Below are 13,218 nucleotides of genomic sequence, written 5' to 3'. Positions count from 1 at the left end.
CTGGCTTGGTCACGGGCGTGTCGGCATCGTGCCGCGGAAGTCGCAGCCGGGGAACGGAGGCGAGGGCATTGGAGAGGTGGGCACGGCGGACTCCGTCAGCTGCTGGTGTCGGTGGCCGGGCTGGTGTGCAGGTCGCTGCGGTGGCCCTGGCCGATCGGCTTCCAGCCCTGGAAGGTGGAGGGCTTCCAGCGGGGGCGGTCGGGGATGCTGGTGTCGTCGGGGGCGGGAAGGGTTCCGCGGTTTCGGCGGTTGCGGGCGGCGCCGACGCTGATGCCCAGATGCGCGGCGACCTCGGCGTAGCCCCAGAGCTGCTGGTCGTCGGCCATGCGTGTGTCCTTCCTCCGTGCTTCGGTGACGAGCGTACGCGCCGCCGGCCAGGCGTACGTACGGCGAGGCCGCCCCGGTCTGGTCGGCGCGGGGCGGCCTCGTGCGGTGGTGTTCAGGAGTCGGCGAGGCGGTTGGCGAGTTCGAGGGCGGCTGTGGCAACCGTGAGGGCGGAGCACAGGCCGGTGACCTCGTGGAGGGTGGGGCGCACCAGGCGGGGCCAGTCGTCGGGGGCGGCGGGCCAGGTGGCGCGGTGGACGTCGGTGGTGGCGAGGCCGAGGCGGGCGGTGACGTCCCAGCCGGCCTCGGGGGCCTTCTCCCAGCGCAGCAGGATGCGGCCGAAGGGGAGTCTGGGCGCGGCGGCAGGAAGCCAGAGGACGTCGATCGGCTGGCAGGGGTCGGTGGGGATGCGGCGGACGAGCGCTCCGCTCGCCCACGGCGGCACGGGGTGCAGCGCGAAACGGTCGAGCGGCTGTGGGCGGGCGAGACGGTGGGTGGTGGGGATGCGGGTCTCCTTCGGGCGGGGGTGGTTCAGGGCCAGGCGAGTTCGTCGCGGACGGCGGCCGGGAGGTAGCCCTCTTGGCCGTCCTCTCCGATGTAGGCGGTGCCGTTGTGGACGATGACGTCCGCGCCGACGTAGTGGGCGAAGGAGAAGTCGGGATTGACGGCGAGGCGGACCTGCAGGTTGGGGTCGAGGTTCTGGAGCTGGGCGATCAGGTGGGCGACGGTGAAGTGCTGGGGCATTGCGGGTCTCCAAGCAGAGAGGGGTTGGTGGGTGTGGGCGACGGTCACGGGAGGTCGAGGCGGAGCGGCTCGCGCAGAACGGGCGGGGCCTTCGGGCGGGGCCGGGGGTGGGTGTCGAGGTGGCGTTTGCGGGACTCGTTGACGTAGCCCTTGCCGGGGCCTTTGAACTCCCAGCTGCCGCAGGTGCAGACGGTGCGGGAGTAGGCGCGGCCGGGGCAGTCGGGGGGCAGGGGCTTGGCGGAGCTGCTGTGCTTGTGGTCCGGCGGGCAGAGGGAGTCGTCGGAGTGGTGGTTGGTCAGCGGGGCTCGGTGGACGGTCACTCAGGTCCTCTCGGGGGCCGGGATCGTCCAAGCGGGAAGGTGGCGTCGGGGGTGGACGAGGACGGGTTCGTCGGCTGGCCACGGGTCGCAGCACTCCCAGGGGAGTCCCGGGTGAGGACCACGGTGTCGTGCGGGCCTTCGACCTCGGGCAGGCCGCAGACGCCGCATCCGCAGGCCGGGTCGTACGGGCCGGGGTCGGCCGGGTAGGGGCTGCAGGCGAAGTAGTCGGTGCGGCGCAGGCGCCCGGGGGTGGCGGCGGTGAGGGCGGAGACGATCAGGTCGCCGGGGCGGACCTCGTCGGCGCGGACGATCCGAAGGGCGGGGCTGGCCAGGAGGAGGCGGGCGGCGCGGTGGGTGGTGGCGGCGGTGACGATGAGCGGGTGGAAGGCGACGTGGTGGGTGGTCATGGCGCTGCCCCTCGTGGTGGGCGGCTGTCCCGGCGCGGGCGGGGCCAGCCGGTGGTGGTTCAGTCGGCGAGGCGGCAGGAGCGCTGCGGCAGCGGCCCGTCCTCGGGGCCGAGGAGGATCAGGCCGTCGTCGGCCAGGCGGCCGAGGGACCTGGCGACGGTGCGGTCGCGCAGGCCGAGGGCGGTGCCGATCCGGCGGACCCGGGTGCCGCCCGGTGTCTTGGCGAGCTGGGCGAGGACGCGGGCATCCCGGCGCAGGTCGCTCTCGTGGACATCGTCGAGGGTGAGCAGCAGGCCGCTCACGGCGAAGCCGAGGCTGAGGGCGAACGTGGTGGAGACCGGCGGGACGAGGAAGGCGTTGGTCAGGCCGAGCGCGGAGATGACCGGGCCGGGGGCGCGGGTCAGGACGGTGGTGATGGCCAGGGCTGTTTCCTTTGCCGGAGTCGGTGGCGGCGTGGGCCGGTCAGGCGCGCTGGCGCGGTATGGGCGGGGCTTCGCCGCCGTGGGCCTCGATCAGGTCCCGCACCAGGGCGACGGGGACGTGCAGGTACACGGATTCGATGGGCTCGTCCTCGTCCTTGTCCTCGTCCGCTCCGGGTTCGAGGTGCTCGCGCCAGCGGGTCCACGGTTCGGGGCGGCGGGTGGGGAAGCCGACCTCCAGCGCGACGGCGGGCAGCAGGAACGGGTCGGCGGGGTCGGGGGAGAGTACCGAGAGGCGGAAGCCGTCCGCGCACGCGATGTGCGGGTCGGCCAGGGCGCGGCCGAGCGCGTCGCGCGCGGTGCCGTGGGCGATGCAGTGGTCGAGGCGGGGTGTGGGCAACAAGTTCTCCGGGAGCGGTAGTTGGCCGGTGTCAGCGGGTGGGGTTGGCGATGAGTGCGGCGAGGAATCCGGCGACGGCCTCGGAGGGAGTGTGGACGCCGAACTCCTGGGTCCATGGGGCGGCGTCGGCGCCGGTGGGCTGGACCTGGATGCGCCAGACGATGCCGCGCTTCCACGCGCCGGGGTCCTCGGGCAGCCAGGCGACGTAGACGCGCCCGTCCGGGCTGGTGCAGTGCACGTTGGCCTCGGGGGTGTCAACCATCGGCCAGCCGAGGCCGGAGAGCAGGGCGAGGACCGGCTCCGCGCTGTGGTCGGACGCGAGCCAGGAGCGCTCTTCGGCGGACGGGCGGACGGGGGCGGGCAGAAGGCTGCTGGGGGTTTTCACGGGGACCGGTCCCTTCGTTGACCTGCGGTTTCGGCGACATGATTACGTTGACATGCAGCGTCCCGAAGTTCGTAGTCGTTTACCGGGAACGGCCCTCTGCCGTGGGCGAACTGGGCGGGAATGGATCGGGTCGCCCGGGTGCTGAAGCAGGGTTACGGCGCTACGCCGTGCGGGATCACGAGGGGGGATGAAGGCGATGGTGGCGGACAGAGGCCGGGACATGGCGGGGCTGGAGCGCAAGATCCGCAGCGCGGGGCGGGTGTGGATGCTGGGCGACGTCACGGCGATCGGCGAGGGCCAGTGGGCCGTGGCCACGACGAGCCGCGCCGAGCGGCGGCAGGACGAGGCGATGCAGGCGCGGCTGGCGGACGGACGGCGGGTGGAGCTGACCGCGGAGGAGCTGGCCCGCGTGGTGGGCGCCACCGACCCGGGTGCCCACCGCGATCCGGAGGCGAACTGACCTGCGGCTAAAGCCTGTTCGCCACCGGCTGTGCCACGACGGCAGCCGAAGGCGGGGCGGGTCGGTCGGCGGGAATCCCGAGGGGGTGGGGTGCCCGCGAGCTGCGGGCGGTGGCGGCCCGCACGCGCTCGGCGGTGGGGCCGTCCTCGGCGGTGAGCGCGAGTTCGCGGGCGTCGATGACGTGGCGGATCATCTGGACGGCCGTGTTGCTCTCGGCGTAGGCCGTGCGCAGGGCGCTGGCCGAGGCGGTGATCCGGTCGAGGTCGTAGAAGGCGGGGACGTGACCGGGCCGGGTCAGGGCGTGCAGCCGGTCCTGGTGCACGGCAATGGAGTTGGACACGACGACGAGGTGGGAGCGGTGGTGCATGGCCGCGCGCAGCATCGCGTCCTCGACGGGCAGGCGGGGCGCGGCCTTCTCCAGTTCGGCGATCGGCCGTCCCCAGGCTTGCTCGATCATCGCGTACGCGTGGTCGAGGGCAGTGGCGTCGGACACGGTGTCCTCCGAGACGTGGGTGGGGTGGTCAGCGGGCAGGACCGGCGAGGGCGACCCGAGGGGGTGCCGGCGGCGGCGTCGAGGTGGTGTAGGCGAGTGCGGCGGCCGGGGTGCGGGTCGCGGTGACGGAGCGGGAGGTGGCGGCCCGCACGCGCGCCACCTCCAGTGGGCTCGGCGCCGTGGGCGTCGCGACGGCGCCTGCGGGCAGGCGCGCGACCTGGTCACGCCGCAGGTACCGGTGCGCCGGTGACGGGTCGAAGGCGGCGGCGGTGAGCGTCTCCAGCAGGGGTGCGGGCACGTGTGAGGAGGCGGTGGCGTACCAGCGGCGCTCGGGCGGTCCCGATTCGAAGAGCCACCGTGCGCTGGTGTCGTCCATCTCCTCGGCGTGCGGCAGGAAGCCGGGGCGCGTCGACCGCGTGACGAGCTGATCGGGGCTCTGGATGACGATGGGCTCCGCCCACCGCCCGGCCACCCGGTGCGGGGCGGGCAGGCCGGCGCCGAGGTAGGCGTCGGGGCCTTGGGTGTAGGCGTCGGCGAGGGCGGTGGTGAAGTCCTGGACGATCTCGTAGGGCACCCGGTCGTCGAAGGTGACCAGCCACCTGGGCATCGCGGTCGTTTCCGGACCGGCGCTGATCTTCCAGAGCGTCGAGCCTGGGCCCTCGGGCAGGAACGCCAGGCGGGCCGTCAGGTCCGGTGCGGTGACGTAGGCGTTGCCCAGCTCGTCGTTGCTGGCGGCCCACCCGGCCCTGAGCAGCGGGGTGATGGCATCGGTGGCGTCGGCCTCCGCCCCCGCGAGGTAGCGCGGCTGGACGCGGTACTCGCGGGGCTTCTCGGGGGTGTATGGCATGAGGGGTTCCTTCGGGTGGTCAGCGCCGACGCGCGCTGCCGGGCGCTGGCACCGCAGCGGCAGGGGCGGCAGGGCCCTGCGGCGGGCTGGAGTACGGGCGGCGGGCCGGGACGCCGCCGAGGGGCCGCTCGACGGGCTCGGGGGAACTGAAGGCGAGGGCGGCGCGCAGGAGTGGGTAGAACGGCACGCCGATGGTGAAGTCCGCACGCCAGGAGGGGCGTTGTGGGTCGCCTGCGAGCACTCTCCACGATGGCGGGACCAGGCCGGCGACCTCGGCGTCGGTCGGATGGTGGCCGACGCGGTGCCGGTAGCGGGCGGTGGCGTCCGGTGCGACCTGGTCGTGGAAGCCCTTCGGCCCGGGGGCGGGCTGCCAGCCGCGGTCGGCGAGGACGGACGCGGGCGTGCCGGGCAGGTGGTGCGGTCCGCCGCGCAGGTAGTCGCGGTGCCCGCTGCGCAGGCCGTCGACGAGGACGGCGGTGAAGGCGGCGGTGATCTCGGCGGGCGTGCCGGGGCCGAACGCCGCACGCCACAACGGCTTTGAGCCGGGCGCGGGGTAGCCGTGGACGGCCCAGGCCGCCGGGTGGCCTGGCGGGCCGGTGCCGGTGATGGCGGCGGTGCGGCAGGGACTGGTGAAGCGGACACTCCCGTCCGGCGCGCGGGCGCGGCTCCAACCAGGGGCAGAGGCGAACAGGCCAGTGACGAGGCGGTGGTCACCGGGGCCGGCGAGACGCAGCGGACGAACAAGCAGAGGGGCGGCGGACGACAACGGGGGCTCCTGAACACGGCGGGGAGCGGACCCGCACACCGCCAACGGCGGTGAGACGGCGTGCGGGCCCGGGACGCTGAGGTCGGGGAGCTGCTCTGAGCTGGGAGTCCACGGTGGTCACCGCCCACGCGCGGAATGGGAGGCCGCGGTTGCGGCACCGGGGCGTGGCTGAACAGTGCGGAGGGGGCAGGGCTGCGGCGCAGTGCCGCAGCGGTGCGTACGGACTGCACGGGGGAGGCCAGGGTGCGCGTGGCGGCCGGCACCGCCGGGGCCACGGTGGTCGTGTGCCGCTGGTCCCACTGCTGGAGGGCGGAGTAGACGGGGCCGAGTGCCCGTCCGGCGTCGGTGAGGATGTAGGGGGCGCCGTGCACCCGGTTGCCGGTGCGGGCGACGAGGCCGTCCGCCTGCATGCGGCTCAGCCTGGCGGCGGCGGACTGCTCGGACGCGCCGAGCCGTTCGGCGAGGTGGGGCAGGCGCAGGCTCCCATGCTCGGAGAGCAGGCGGACGGTCTCGGTGGTGTCCGCCAGTTGCAGGCGGTGCAGGGCGTCCTCGATCCGGTCGTACCGGCCCTGCGGGGTGTGGCCGACGTGGTCGGTGGACCACTGGGCGAGAGCGCGGTAGATGGGGCCGAGCGTGCGGGCAGCGGGCGAGAGCCGGTAGGGCGCCAGACGGTCGAACTCGCCGTCGCGGACGACCAGGCCGGCCTCGGACATCGCGGCCAGGCGCTTGCTGACGTACGACTGGGAGATCGACGGAAAATGCGGAGTGACGTCCGAAACGCGCATCTCCGGGCCCCACTTGGCGATCGTGTGGACGACGTGAGTGGTCCACCTCGGGGCGAGACGGCGAAGGACAGCCTCGGACCGCTGCGCGTCGGAGATGCTCATGGCGGTCGGCTGGGAGGACACGGCGGCGAGGGTCTGGGACATGGCGGTGGTTCCTGGTCAACGGGAGCGGGTCGGCTGGGCGGATACGGAGGGGGCAGACGGCGCAGGCCCGGCGGCAGGTGGTGCGGTGGGGCCGGTGGCACTGCGGGAAAGCGCGGCGGACACGCGCTGGTCGGCGGCGTGCGAGGCGTCGAGGAGGGCCTTGCCGGCGGGCGTCAGCGAGAGCAGGTGGCCGGGCCGGTAGGACGATGAGCTGGTGTCGGCAACGACGAGGTCCTCGGCCATCAGCTCCTCGACGGTGTGTGGCCAGACCGACGGACTCTCGCCACTGCTGTCGGACATGAACTTGTAGCCGTAGACGGCGCTTTCGCACAGCCGCAGATCACCACGGTCGATCGCCGCCAGGGCCTCGAACTCCCGGACGAGGGGGTCGTACCCGGCCGACGCGCTGGGCAGGTCGGGCCCTTCGGCCGACACCGGAGTGACGCTGGCCGTCGCGTGCTTGAGAGCAAGCCGACTCTCCGGCGCAGGCAGGCCCGCCTCGGCGCACCGCCCGTAGGCGTTGACCGCGCTGCTGAGTTGCTCGTAGGCCGCTCCCCGGCGGGCGGTGAGCAGTTCGACCTGGAGGCCGGCGGATTGGATGATGCCGTTGACGCCGCGCATGGTGGCGTGGTCGCCGCGGGCGATCGGTTCCAGGCGCTCGATGACCGTCTGGGCGCGGGCGGTGAGTTCCTGGTGGAGCTGGTCGACCTCGCGGGCCGAGGACGCGACCATGACGGCAAGGCGCCCGAGAGGGTCCGAGCCGGGGTAGCCGGCGCTCAGCTCCCAAGCGTTGTGGGCGCCAAGGCGTTCGTAGACGAGGTGGGCGCCGGGGTGGGTGAGCTGGTCGTGCGGGTTCACCGGACCGTCTCCATCCGCGCGAGGAGGGAGCGGACCAGGGTGGGCAGGCTGTCGGGGCCCTCGCCGCCGAGGCGAACCACGCTGACCGACTCGTCGAGGAGACGGTGGGCGTCCTCGGTCAGGGCGCCGATGATCTCCGTGCACGCCTCCGTGAACTCCGCGGAGGCGAGCAGGGCCTGGCCCAGGATCTGCAGGTAGAGGCCGGGCGGGAGGGCGGCCTCGGCGGCGAGGGCCGTGATGGCCTGCCGGTCCTGAGGGGAGTAGGCCGACAGGTCGAAGACCGCAGCCTCGCCGGGGGTGGTGCCCGTGGCGCCGTCCGGCAGCCCGGCCTCGACGACCAGGAGGTCGACGGCCTGGGTGAGTTCGGCGAGCGACTCGCTCAGCCAGCCCAGGGCGGAGGCGTAGGACGCGAGGGCGAACAGGGTCGCGGGGGTGGTCGGCAGCCTGGCGTCCAGCAGGTCCTCCAACCGGCTGGCGAGAGCGGTGATCACCTGAGGCCCGGCGGTGAGCGGCCCGAGGACGGGGTGGAGGTGGGAACGCGAGGGCGCGGTGTCGTGCCGGGCGGTGACGATGACGGAGACGGCCTGGGCGGCCTCGGCGAGCCACACCGCGAGATCGGCGTGCGTGGGGGCGGGGGTGGTCATCAGCGGGCCTTTCGGGCGGCGGCACCGGTGGCGAAGCCAGGGGATGCGGTGGTGTAGGCGGGGCCGGCGGCGGCCACCGGCGCGGGGCGTACGGACCGGGCGCGGGCGGCGCGGACGCGGGCTTCCTCGGCCGCGCTGGTGCCGGACGGCAGGTTGAGTCCGGTACGGCCCAGGCGGTTCTGCGCGGAGCGGTAGACCTGGTAGTCGAGCCGGGGACCTGCGGCGACGAGATGGACCTCGCGCCGGTGCTGGGAGGCGGCGGGCGCGTCGCGGAACTGCACGACCAGGCGGTGGCTGGCCCACTGGTCGCCGACGCCGAGGTAGACCTTGTGGAAGCCCTCCAGCCGGCCCTCCAGGCGGGTGGCGACGCGTTCGCCACGGACGAGGTCCTGCAGACTCAACAGGGCCTGGTCACGGATGGCGTCCGGGAGTTGACGCAGGTCGGTGAGGGCGTCGGGGTGGGCGGAGAAGGCGAACTTGGCGCGGCTCACAGCGACCGCCCCCGATCGGGCTGTGCGACGGCTGCTGCGGCGGGTGCGGATGCCAGCACGGCGGCGACGGTGACGGCGGCCGGTGCCGTGGTGCTGCGGGCGAGGGCGGCGCGGGTACGCAGGGCGTTGCGGTGGTACTCGGGCGGCTCGGGCAGCGGCGTGTCCTGCTCCTCCTGCCAGTCCTCGGCGGCGGTGTAGTCGGCGAACGCGCCTTCGCGGACCGTGTAGGTGCCCTGGCCGGGCTGGGTCTGCTCGACGAAGACCCGCACCGGCAGCTCGGTGGCCTGCTTGTCCGTGGCCATGGTCCACGCCTGGTCCGGGTTTTCGTCGGCGGCCATGACCTCGATGAGGGCGTAGCGGTCGCCGGAGCGGTGGATCTGCTCCTCGACCCGGGTGGTGAGGTCGTCGGCGGGCTTGAACGGGTTGTGCACCCTGGTCGCCTCGGGCGGGCAACCACGGTCGACGAGCCACTTCTGCGCGAACGCGACGTTGGCGTGCGCGGAGCTGTCCATGGTGAACGTGCCCTGGGCCTGGTCGCGCTGGACGTCGAACGTGGCGATGTTCGGCAGGTTCCGTGCCTCGCGCCACGTGGCGGAGGAGTCGAAGGCGACGACGAAGGTGCGCTCCCCGATGTCGTGCCGGGCCAGGAGCTGGTAGTCGCTGCCCCAGGTGTCCCGCCACTGGTCCTCGGTCTGGTCGTCAGCCGGTTCCAGGCCGTCGATGTCGAAGTCCAGATAGGTGGTCATGCGGCGAGTCCCAGCTGGTCGGGGGTGGACAGGATGCGGTGGGCCAGCCGGGACGGACTGGTGGTGCACGCGGCGAACGGGCCGTCCGGGGCACGGAGCTGGAGCAGGGCGTGGTCCAGGTGGTCGCGGTGCCACGTCGAGGGACCGCTCTGCCCGGCCTCGGCGGCGGTCAGCTGCTGCCACGCGAGCCACAGCGCGTGGAGGCGGGCGACGGCCTCCGGGTGCTCGTGCTACTTCGCGCACCAGGGACGGGTGGAGCCGATCTCCCGGCCGTAGACGGGCAGCAGGATGTGGGTGACCCAGAACGAGAGCTCGGCCAGCTCGGCTGCGTATTGTGCGCCGCCCATCGCGAGGATGAACAGCGAAGGGGCGGCGACGGGTTCGGCTCCGGCCGCCGGGTCCGGCTCGGTTGAGCCGGGCCCGGTCTCGTCGTCGGCTTCGGAGCCGAGGCGGTCGAGGATGACGCCGTGCTGGCGGACCTCGGCCATGGTGCGGTTCAGGGCGCTGACGAGGTCGTCGAGGTCCTCGTCGGGGATACGGATCGGCTCGGGCTCGGGGGCGCCCGGCATCGGGGCGGACTCGGACATGGCACATCCAGGTGGTTCGGGCGGACGGGGAGGGCGAGGCAGGGAGGTCTTCTGGTCACGGCGGGCTCCGGTGAAGCGGCTGTCGGGGAGATGGTCCGCAGGATCGGCGGTTTGGTACGGCCGCCGATTCGTGCTAGGCGCAGGCCAGTTGGGCGCCGCGGGCCTGGATCAGGCGCACGCCGAGGGCGACGGCGTCGGCGAGGGTGTCGGTGAGCGGGTGGCCGGCGGCGGCGAGCTTGGCGGGGTGGTGCAGCCCGCCGGTGTGCAGCACCGCGTGCGCGCCGTTGGCGTGGGCGGCCTCGGCGTCGTCGACGGCGTCGCCGACCAGCAGCACCCGGTGTGCCTGGCCGGTGAGGCCGAGGGCGTCGAGGTGGGCGGTGAGCGGGGCGGCCTTGGTGCCGCCGGAGGGCCCGATGCGGCCCTCGATCCGGGTGAAGAAGTGGCCGATGCCGGCCTCCTGGACCTCGCGCACAAGGGTGTCGTGCGGGCACAGCGACAGCAGCGACTGGGTGTGGCCGGCCTCGCGCAGGGCGGCCATCAGCTCGGCGGCGCCCTCGCGCACCCGCACCGGCTGGACACGCAGGTGCTCCAGGAAGGCGTTGTCGCTGGAGATCCACTCATGTTCGGTGATCGTGCGGCCGAGCAGGCGGGCGTAGAAGTTGGGGATCGGCACGGTGTGCTTGGCCCGGTAGGTCTCCCGGTCGACCGGCTCGCCGCCGAGAGCGGGCAGGGTCGCGTTCAGCGCATCGACGTGGTCGTCGAGGTCGTCCTTGACCGTCCCGTTCCAGTCCCACACCACGTGCATGCGGGTGGAGGCGGTTGCGGCGGCGAGGAAGGGGGTGGTCACGGTGGTGTCCTTCGGGGTGAGCGTGGTGGTCAGGAGGAGAGGCGGTCGTTGAAGCGGTGCAGCAGATACAGCGCGAAGGCGGCCCCGGCGAGCGGGACGGCGGCGACGAGCAGCGGGGCGGGGGCGAGGGAGGCCAGGGCGGTGCCGGCGGCCTGGCCGATGCCTACGCAGGCGATCAGCCAGGCGAACGCCTCGGTCGGTTCGCCCTTGGGGCTGATGCGGTCGACGGTGAGGAACGCGGCCGTCAGCAGCGGCGCGAGGAAGGTGCCGGGCAGCACGGCACCGAGGACGGCGACGGCGGGTGCGGGGTCGGGCAGTAGCGGCAGCCATCCGGCGGCGAAGCCGATCGAGGCGGCGACCAGGTGCCGGGAGGGGGCGCCGGGCCAGGCGTGGCGGCCGTAGGCGAGGCCGCCGAGCATGCTGCCGATGGACAGCGCGGCCGGCATCACCCCGGCGAGCCATCCGGCGTGGTGGCGCTCGGCGGCGGACAGCGCCAGGACGTTGACGGCGCCGAGCGCGACACCGGTGCCGATCAGCGCGGCGAACAGCACCCGAAGTCCCGGCACCCGCAGCGGACCCGTCCAGTGCACCGCTTCGGTGAACTCCGCAGGCGCCCAGGTACGGGAGGGGCGGGCGGTGACGACCAGGCCAGTGCCCAGAAGACCGAGTGCCGCGGTCGCCACCAGCGCGGTGGTCGCTCCGGCACCGGCCGCGAAGCCGCTGGCCAGCAGGGGACCTGCGACGAACACCAGGCCCTGGGTGCTGCTGTCCAGCGAGAGCGCGCTGCGCTGGTGCCCGGCGTCGGGCAGCAGCACCGGCCACAGCGCCCGAAGGCCGGCCTCCAGGGGAGGCGTCGCCAGACCCGCCACCAGCACGGTGAGCGCGGCGAACACCGGGTGGCGCACCGGACCGGTGCACGGCAGCAGCAGGAACGCCGTGCTCGCCGTGGTTGTGGCGGCGATGAGGACCCGGGTCTGGCCGTGGCGGTCGACCAGGCGACCGAGCAGCGGCTGCCCGAGCGCGCAGGCGAGGCCGTACAGGGCGCCGAGCGCTCCGGCGAGGGCGAGCGGGCCGTCCTCGGCGCGCACCAGCAGCAGGATCGCGATCGGCGCCATGCCGGTGGGCAGGCGGCCGATCAGGGTGCCGCCCAGCAGGCGGGCGACGTGCGGCGCACCCAGGACAGCGCGGTAACTGCTGCTGTCCTGGGCCGGGCCGCGGTCGGTGGTGGTGCTCAAGGAGAAACGTCCTTCGGTCGTACGGCCGGCGGCGCGCGGGCGCGGCGGACCGGGGCATGCGCAGGCATGACAGCCCCCTCGATTCGGTGCGACTGCGGGGAGAAGAGTCCACGGATTCCGGGATTTGGTACGGCCGGGAAAAGGAGGTAGAAGCCCCCTCACCTGGTACGGCAGCGCGAACAACGCGGAAAGGGCGATGCCAGCAACTCCAGTGCCTTGGAAGCCTGTTGGGGGATGACACCGTTGCCGAGGGCAGTGAGCTGGGCCGGGCGGCCGAGGCCGGGGGTGGCGGTCACCCAGCCCGCCGGAAGCCCTTGCATCCACTCGACGAACTCCGCCCGGAGCTTGCCGCCCTCGTCGGTGGCCGCCGGCGCCGGACGGGTGAGCATCTCCCATCGGGCGACGGCTGCGGCGTAGGGTCCCCACCGTCCGGGATCGGGCCGTCCTGCGGCGCCTGCGGCCACAGCGGCAGCTTGACCGCCTCCGGCGCGGGCCGCCTGCGGGAGTGCGAGGCCGGGTTCCGGGGCGAGGAGGGCCGCAGCGAGGCCGCTGCCGAGGGCAGGGTCAGGTCGCCGCCGCCGTGCCTCTGGTTCGGCGAGCCCTTGATCCCGTCCGACGCCTTCGGAGTGGGCAGCAGCCACTCCACCTCGTCCGCCAGGTTCGGGCCGTGGCCGCCGCGCTTCCTCTTCGATGGGTGCTGGCTGCCGCCGTTGGTCGCGATGTTGCTCGTCGGGGTCTTGAGCAGCGCCGTGGTCGGCAGGCCAGGCGGTGAGGAAGACCCTGGCCCGGTGGTGGGGTGCGCCGACGTCGGAGGCGCGAAGCACGAGCCACTTCGCGTCGTACCGGAGCTGGGCCAGGGTGCCGAGTACGGCGCCAAGTGCTCGCAGATCAGGCTGAGTTGGGTCGTCTCCCAGACGCCACGGGCAGCGTTCCACGTCGCCAGCGGAGGCGGCGACGGCGGGGGAGGTGAGCAGTCCTCGTACATTCTCGACCACCAGGAGGTGTGGACGCAGGGCCTCGACGGCGCGGGCCACGTGCAGCCAAAGGCCGGATCGGGTTTCGGGGTTGAGCCCGGCGCGGCGGCCGGCGACCGAGACGTCTTTGACAGGGAAAGCCTGCCGTGAGGACGCACACCCGCGGAACGTTGGCCCAGTTGACCGTCGTGATGTCGCCAAGGTTCGGCACACCGGGCCAGTGGCGGGACAGGATCGCGGACGGTCCGGGCTCGGTCTCGGCGTGCCAGGCGACGGAGCCGCCGAACGCGGCCAGCACCCCCAGGTCGAGACCGCCGTACCCGCTGCACAGACTCCCGACCA

General features: G+C 73.7%; 19 protein-coding genes and 4 pseudogenes. 1 reads left to right on the top strand and 22 read right to left on the bottom strand.

The features are described 5' to 3' along the window. Positions 1 to 95: 95 nt before the first annotated feature. The 8 genes from ACIQVZ_RS13360 to ACIQVZ_RS13325 all read right to left on the bottom strand — a co-directional run bounded on the left by ACIQVZ_RS13360 (position 96) and on the right by ACIQVZ_RS13325 (position 2,999). Positions 96 to 326, bottom strand: coding sequence for a MarR family transcriptional regulator (locus ACIQVZ_RS13360; RefSeq protein ID WP_402449618.1), 231 nt, complete (start codon positions 324 to 326; stop codon positions 96 to 98). A gap of 113 nt (positions 327 to 439) precedes the next feature. Continuing rightward, on the bottom strand, positions 440 to 769 hold the full coding sequence (locus ACIQVZ_RS13355) for an esterase (RefSeq protein WP_402449615.1): 330 nt from the start codon (positions 767 to 769) through the stop codon (positions 440 to 442). A gap of 86 nt (positions 770 to 855) precedes the next feature. Then, entirely contained in the window at positions 856 to 1,068 is a 213-nt protein-coding gene (locus ACIQVZ_RS13350; RefSeq protein WP_402449613.1) for a hypothetical protein, read from the bottom strand. Between the two features lie 44 nt (positions 1,069 to 1,112). Further along, positions 1,113 to 1,388 carry a hypothetical protein gene (locus ACIQVZ_RS13345; protein WP_402449611.1) on the bottom strand — a complete coding sequence of 92 codons (276 nt, stop codon included), beginning with the start codon at positions 1,386 to 1,388 and terminating at the stop codon, positions 1,113 to 1,115. Beyond that, positions 1,385 to 1,795: a hypothetical protein gene (locus ACIQVZ_RS13340; protein ID WP_402449610.1), complete on the bottom strand. Its 411-nt coding sequence runs from the start codon at positions 1,793 to 1,795 to the stop codon at positions 1,385 to 1,387. Before ACIQVZ_RS13340 ends, ACIQVZ_RS13345 begins: the two co-directional genes overlap by 4 nt. 59 nt (positions 1,796 to 1,854) lie before the next feature. Further along, positions 1,855 to 2,097: a hypothetical protein gene (locus ACIQVZ_RS13335; protein WP_402449608.1), complete on the bottom strand. Its 243-nt coding sequence runs from the start codon at positions 2,095 to 2,097 to the stop codon at positions 1,855 to 1,857. A gap of 160 nt (positions 2,098 to 2,257) precedes the next feature. Beyond that, positions 2,258 to 2,614, bottom strand: coding sequence for a hypothetical protein (locus ACIQVZ_RS13330; RefSeq protein ID WP_402449606.1), 357 nt, complete (start codon positions 2,612 to 2,614; stop codon positions 2,258 to 2,260). Positions 2,615 to 2,645: 31 nt separating this feature from the next. Next, positions 2,646 to 2,999 (bottom strand): DUF317 domain-containing protein, encoded by a 354-nt coding sequence (locus ACIQVZ_RS13325; protein WP_402449604.1) that lies wholly within the window; start codon positions 2,997 to 2,999, stop codon positions 2,646 to 2,648. Between the two features lie 196 nt (positions 3,000 to 3,195). Between ACIQVZ_RS13325 and ACIQVZ_RS13320 the strand changes: the two genes are divergently transcribed. Next, complete coding sequence (locus ACIQVZ_RS13320; RefSeq protein WP_402449602.1) at positions 3,196 to 3,459, top strand: hypothetical protein; 264 nt, start codon at positions 3,196 to 3,198, stop codon at positions 3,457 to 3,459. 7 nt (positions 3,460 to 3,466) lie between these two features. Here the strand turns inward: ACIQVZ_RS13320 and ACIQVZ_RS13315 are convergent, their stop codons facing one another. The 14 genes and pseudogenes from ACIQVZ_RS13315 to ACIQVZ_RS13250 form a co-directional block, all read right to left on the bottom strand. Further along, positions 3,467 to 3,952 (bottom strand): hypothetical protein, encoded by a 486-nt coding sequence (locus ACIQVZ_RS13315; RefSeq protein ID WP_402449600.1) that lies wholly within the window; start codon positions 3,950 to 3,952, stop codon positions 3,467 to 3,469. A 28-nt stretch (positions 3,953 to 3,980) separates the two neighbouring features. Further along, complete coding sequence (locus ACIQVZ_RS13310; RefSeq protein WP_402449841.1) at positions 3,981 to 4,799, bottom strand: DUF317 domain-containing protein; 819 nt, start codon at positions 4,797 to 4,799, stop codon at positions 3,981 to 3,983. 19 nt (positions 4,800 to 4,818) lie between these two features. Then, a complete protein-coding gene (locus ACIQVZ_RS13305) occupies positions 4,819 to 5,565 on the bottom strand; it encodes a DUF317 domain-containing protein (protein WP_402449839.1) in 747 nt (248 codons plus the stop codon). A gap of 293 nt (positions 5,566 to 5,858) precedes the next feature. Further along, a pseudogene (locus ACIQVZ_RS13300) lies at positions 5,859 to 6,452 on the bottom strand (winged helix-turn-helix transcriptional regulator); the annotation flags it as partial. A gap of 57 nt (positions 6,453 to 6,509) precedes the next feature. Beyond that, positions 6,510 to 7,352, bottom strand: coding sequence for a hypothetical protein (locus tag ACIQVZ_RS13295; RefSeq protein ID WP_402449597.1), 843 nt, complete (start codon positions 7,350 to 7,352; stop codon positions 6,510 to 6,512). Further along, positions 7,349 to 7,996, bottom strand: a complete 648-nt coding sequence (locus ACIQVZ_RS13290; RefSeq protein WP_402449595.1) for a hypothetical protein — start codon at positions 7,994 to 7,996, stop codon at positions 7,349 to 7,351. The genes ACIQVZ_RS13295 and ACIQVZ_RS13290 overlap by 4 nt, the downstream gene beginning before the upstream one ends. Continuing rightward, the gene (locus tag ACIQVZ_RS13285) at positions 7,996 to 8,487 is read right to left on the bottom strand and encodes a hypothetical protein (RefSeq protein WP_402449593.1); all 492 of its coding nucleotides are present in this window, start codon (positions 8,485 to 8,487) and stop codon (positions 7,996 to 7,998) included. Before ACIQVZ_RS13285 ends, ACIQVZ_RS13290 begins: the two co-directional genes overlap by 1 nt. Beyond that, positions 8,484 to 9,233 carry a glycosyl hydrolase gene (locus ACIQVZ_RS13280; RefSeq protein WP_402449591.1) on the bottom strand — a complete coding sequence of 250 codons (750 nt, stop codon included), beginning with the start codon at positions 9,231 to 9,233 and terminating at the stop codon, positions 8,484 to 8,486. The genes ACIQVZ_RS13285 and ACIQVZ_RS13280 overlap by 4 nt, the downstream gene beginning before the upstream one ends. Then, positions 9,230 to 9,820 (bottom strand): annotated as a pseudogene (locus ACIQVZ_RS13275) (DUF4913 domain-containing protein). Before ACIQVZ_RS13275 ends, ACIQVZ_RS13280 begins: the two are co-directional and overlap by 4 nt. Before the next feature lie 133 nt (positions 9,821 to 9,953). Next, complete coding sequence (locus ACIQVZ_RS13270) at positions 9,954 to 10,667, bottom strand: HAD family hydrolase (protein ID WP_402449588.1); 714 nt, start codon at positions 10,665 to 10,667, stop codon at positions 9,954 to 9,956. Between the two features lie 29 nt (positions 10,668 to 10,696). After that, complete coding sequence (locus ACIQVZ_RS13265; protein WP_402449586.1) at positions 10,697 to 11,902, bottom strand: MFS transporter; 1,206 nt, start codon at positions 11,900 to 11,902, stop codon at positions 10,697 to 10,699. 158 nt (positions 11,903 to 12,060) lie between these two features. Then, complete coding sequence (locus tag ACIQVZ_RS13260; protein WP_402449860.1) at positions 12,061 to 12,291, bottom strand: hypothetical protein; 231 nt, start codon at positions 12,289 to 12,291, stop codon at positions 12,061 to 12,063. Positions 12,292 to 12,702: 411 nt separating this feature from the next. Continuing rightward, positions 12,703 to 13,089: pseudogene (locus ACIQVZ_RS13255) on the bottom strand (DNA cytosine methyltransferase); the annotation flags it as partial. After that, positions 13,076 to 13,174: pseudogene (locus ACIQVZ_RS13250) on the bottom strand (DNA methyltransferase); the annotation flags it as partial. The pseudogenes ACIQVZ_RS13250 and ACIQVZ_RS13255, both read right to left, overlap by 14 nt. Between the last annotated feature and the right edge of the window lie 44 nt (positions 13,175 to 13,218).

Source organism: Kitasatospora sp. NPDC098663, assembly GCF_044760075.1.
Classification (GTDB): domain Bacteria; phylum Actinomycetota; class Actinomycetes; order Streptomycetales; family Streptomycetaceae; genus Kitasatospora.
The sequence above is the reverse complement of the archived record's forward strand: the minus strand, read 5'-3'. Positions and strand labels throughout refer to the sequence as shown.

Excerpts from the sequence above, each read along its gene's own strand:
- ACIQVZ_RS13360 (WP_402449618.1), bottom strand. The coding sequence starts at position 326 with ATGGCCGACGACCAGCAGCTCTGGGGCTACGCCGAGGTCGCCGCGCAT.
- ACIQVZ_RS13350 (WP_402449613.1), bottom strand. The coding sequence starts at position 1,068 with ATGCCCCAGCACTTCACCGTCGCCCACCTGATCGCCCAGCTCCAGAAC.
- ACIQVZ_RS13340 (WP_402449610.1), bottom strand. The coding sequence starts at position 1,795 with ATGACCACCCACCACGTCGCCTTCCACCCGCTCATCGTCACCGCCGCC.
- ACIQVZ_RS13320 (WP_402449602.1), top strand. The coding sequence starts at position 3,196 with ATGGTGGCGGACAGAGGCCGGGACATGGCGGGGCTGGAGCGCAAGATC.
- ACIQVZ_RS13310 (WP_402449841.1), bottom strand. The coding sequence starts at position 4,799 with ATGCCATACACCCCCGAGAAGCCCCGCGAGTACCGCGTCCAGCCGCGC.
- ACIQVZ_RS13290 (WP_402449595.1), bottom strand. The coding sequence starts at position 7,996 with ATGACCACCCCCGCCCCCACGCACGCCGATCTCGCGGTGTGGCTCGCC.
- ACIQVZ_RS13280 (WP_402449591.1), bottom strand. The coding sequence starts at position 9,233 with ATGACCACCTATCTGGACTTCGACATCGACGGCCTGGAACCGGCTGAC.
- ACIQVZ_RS13260 (WP_402449860.1), bottom strand. The coding sequence starts at position 12,291 with ATGCTCACCCGTCCGGCGCCGGCGGCCACCGACGAGGGCGGCAAGCTC.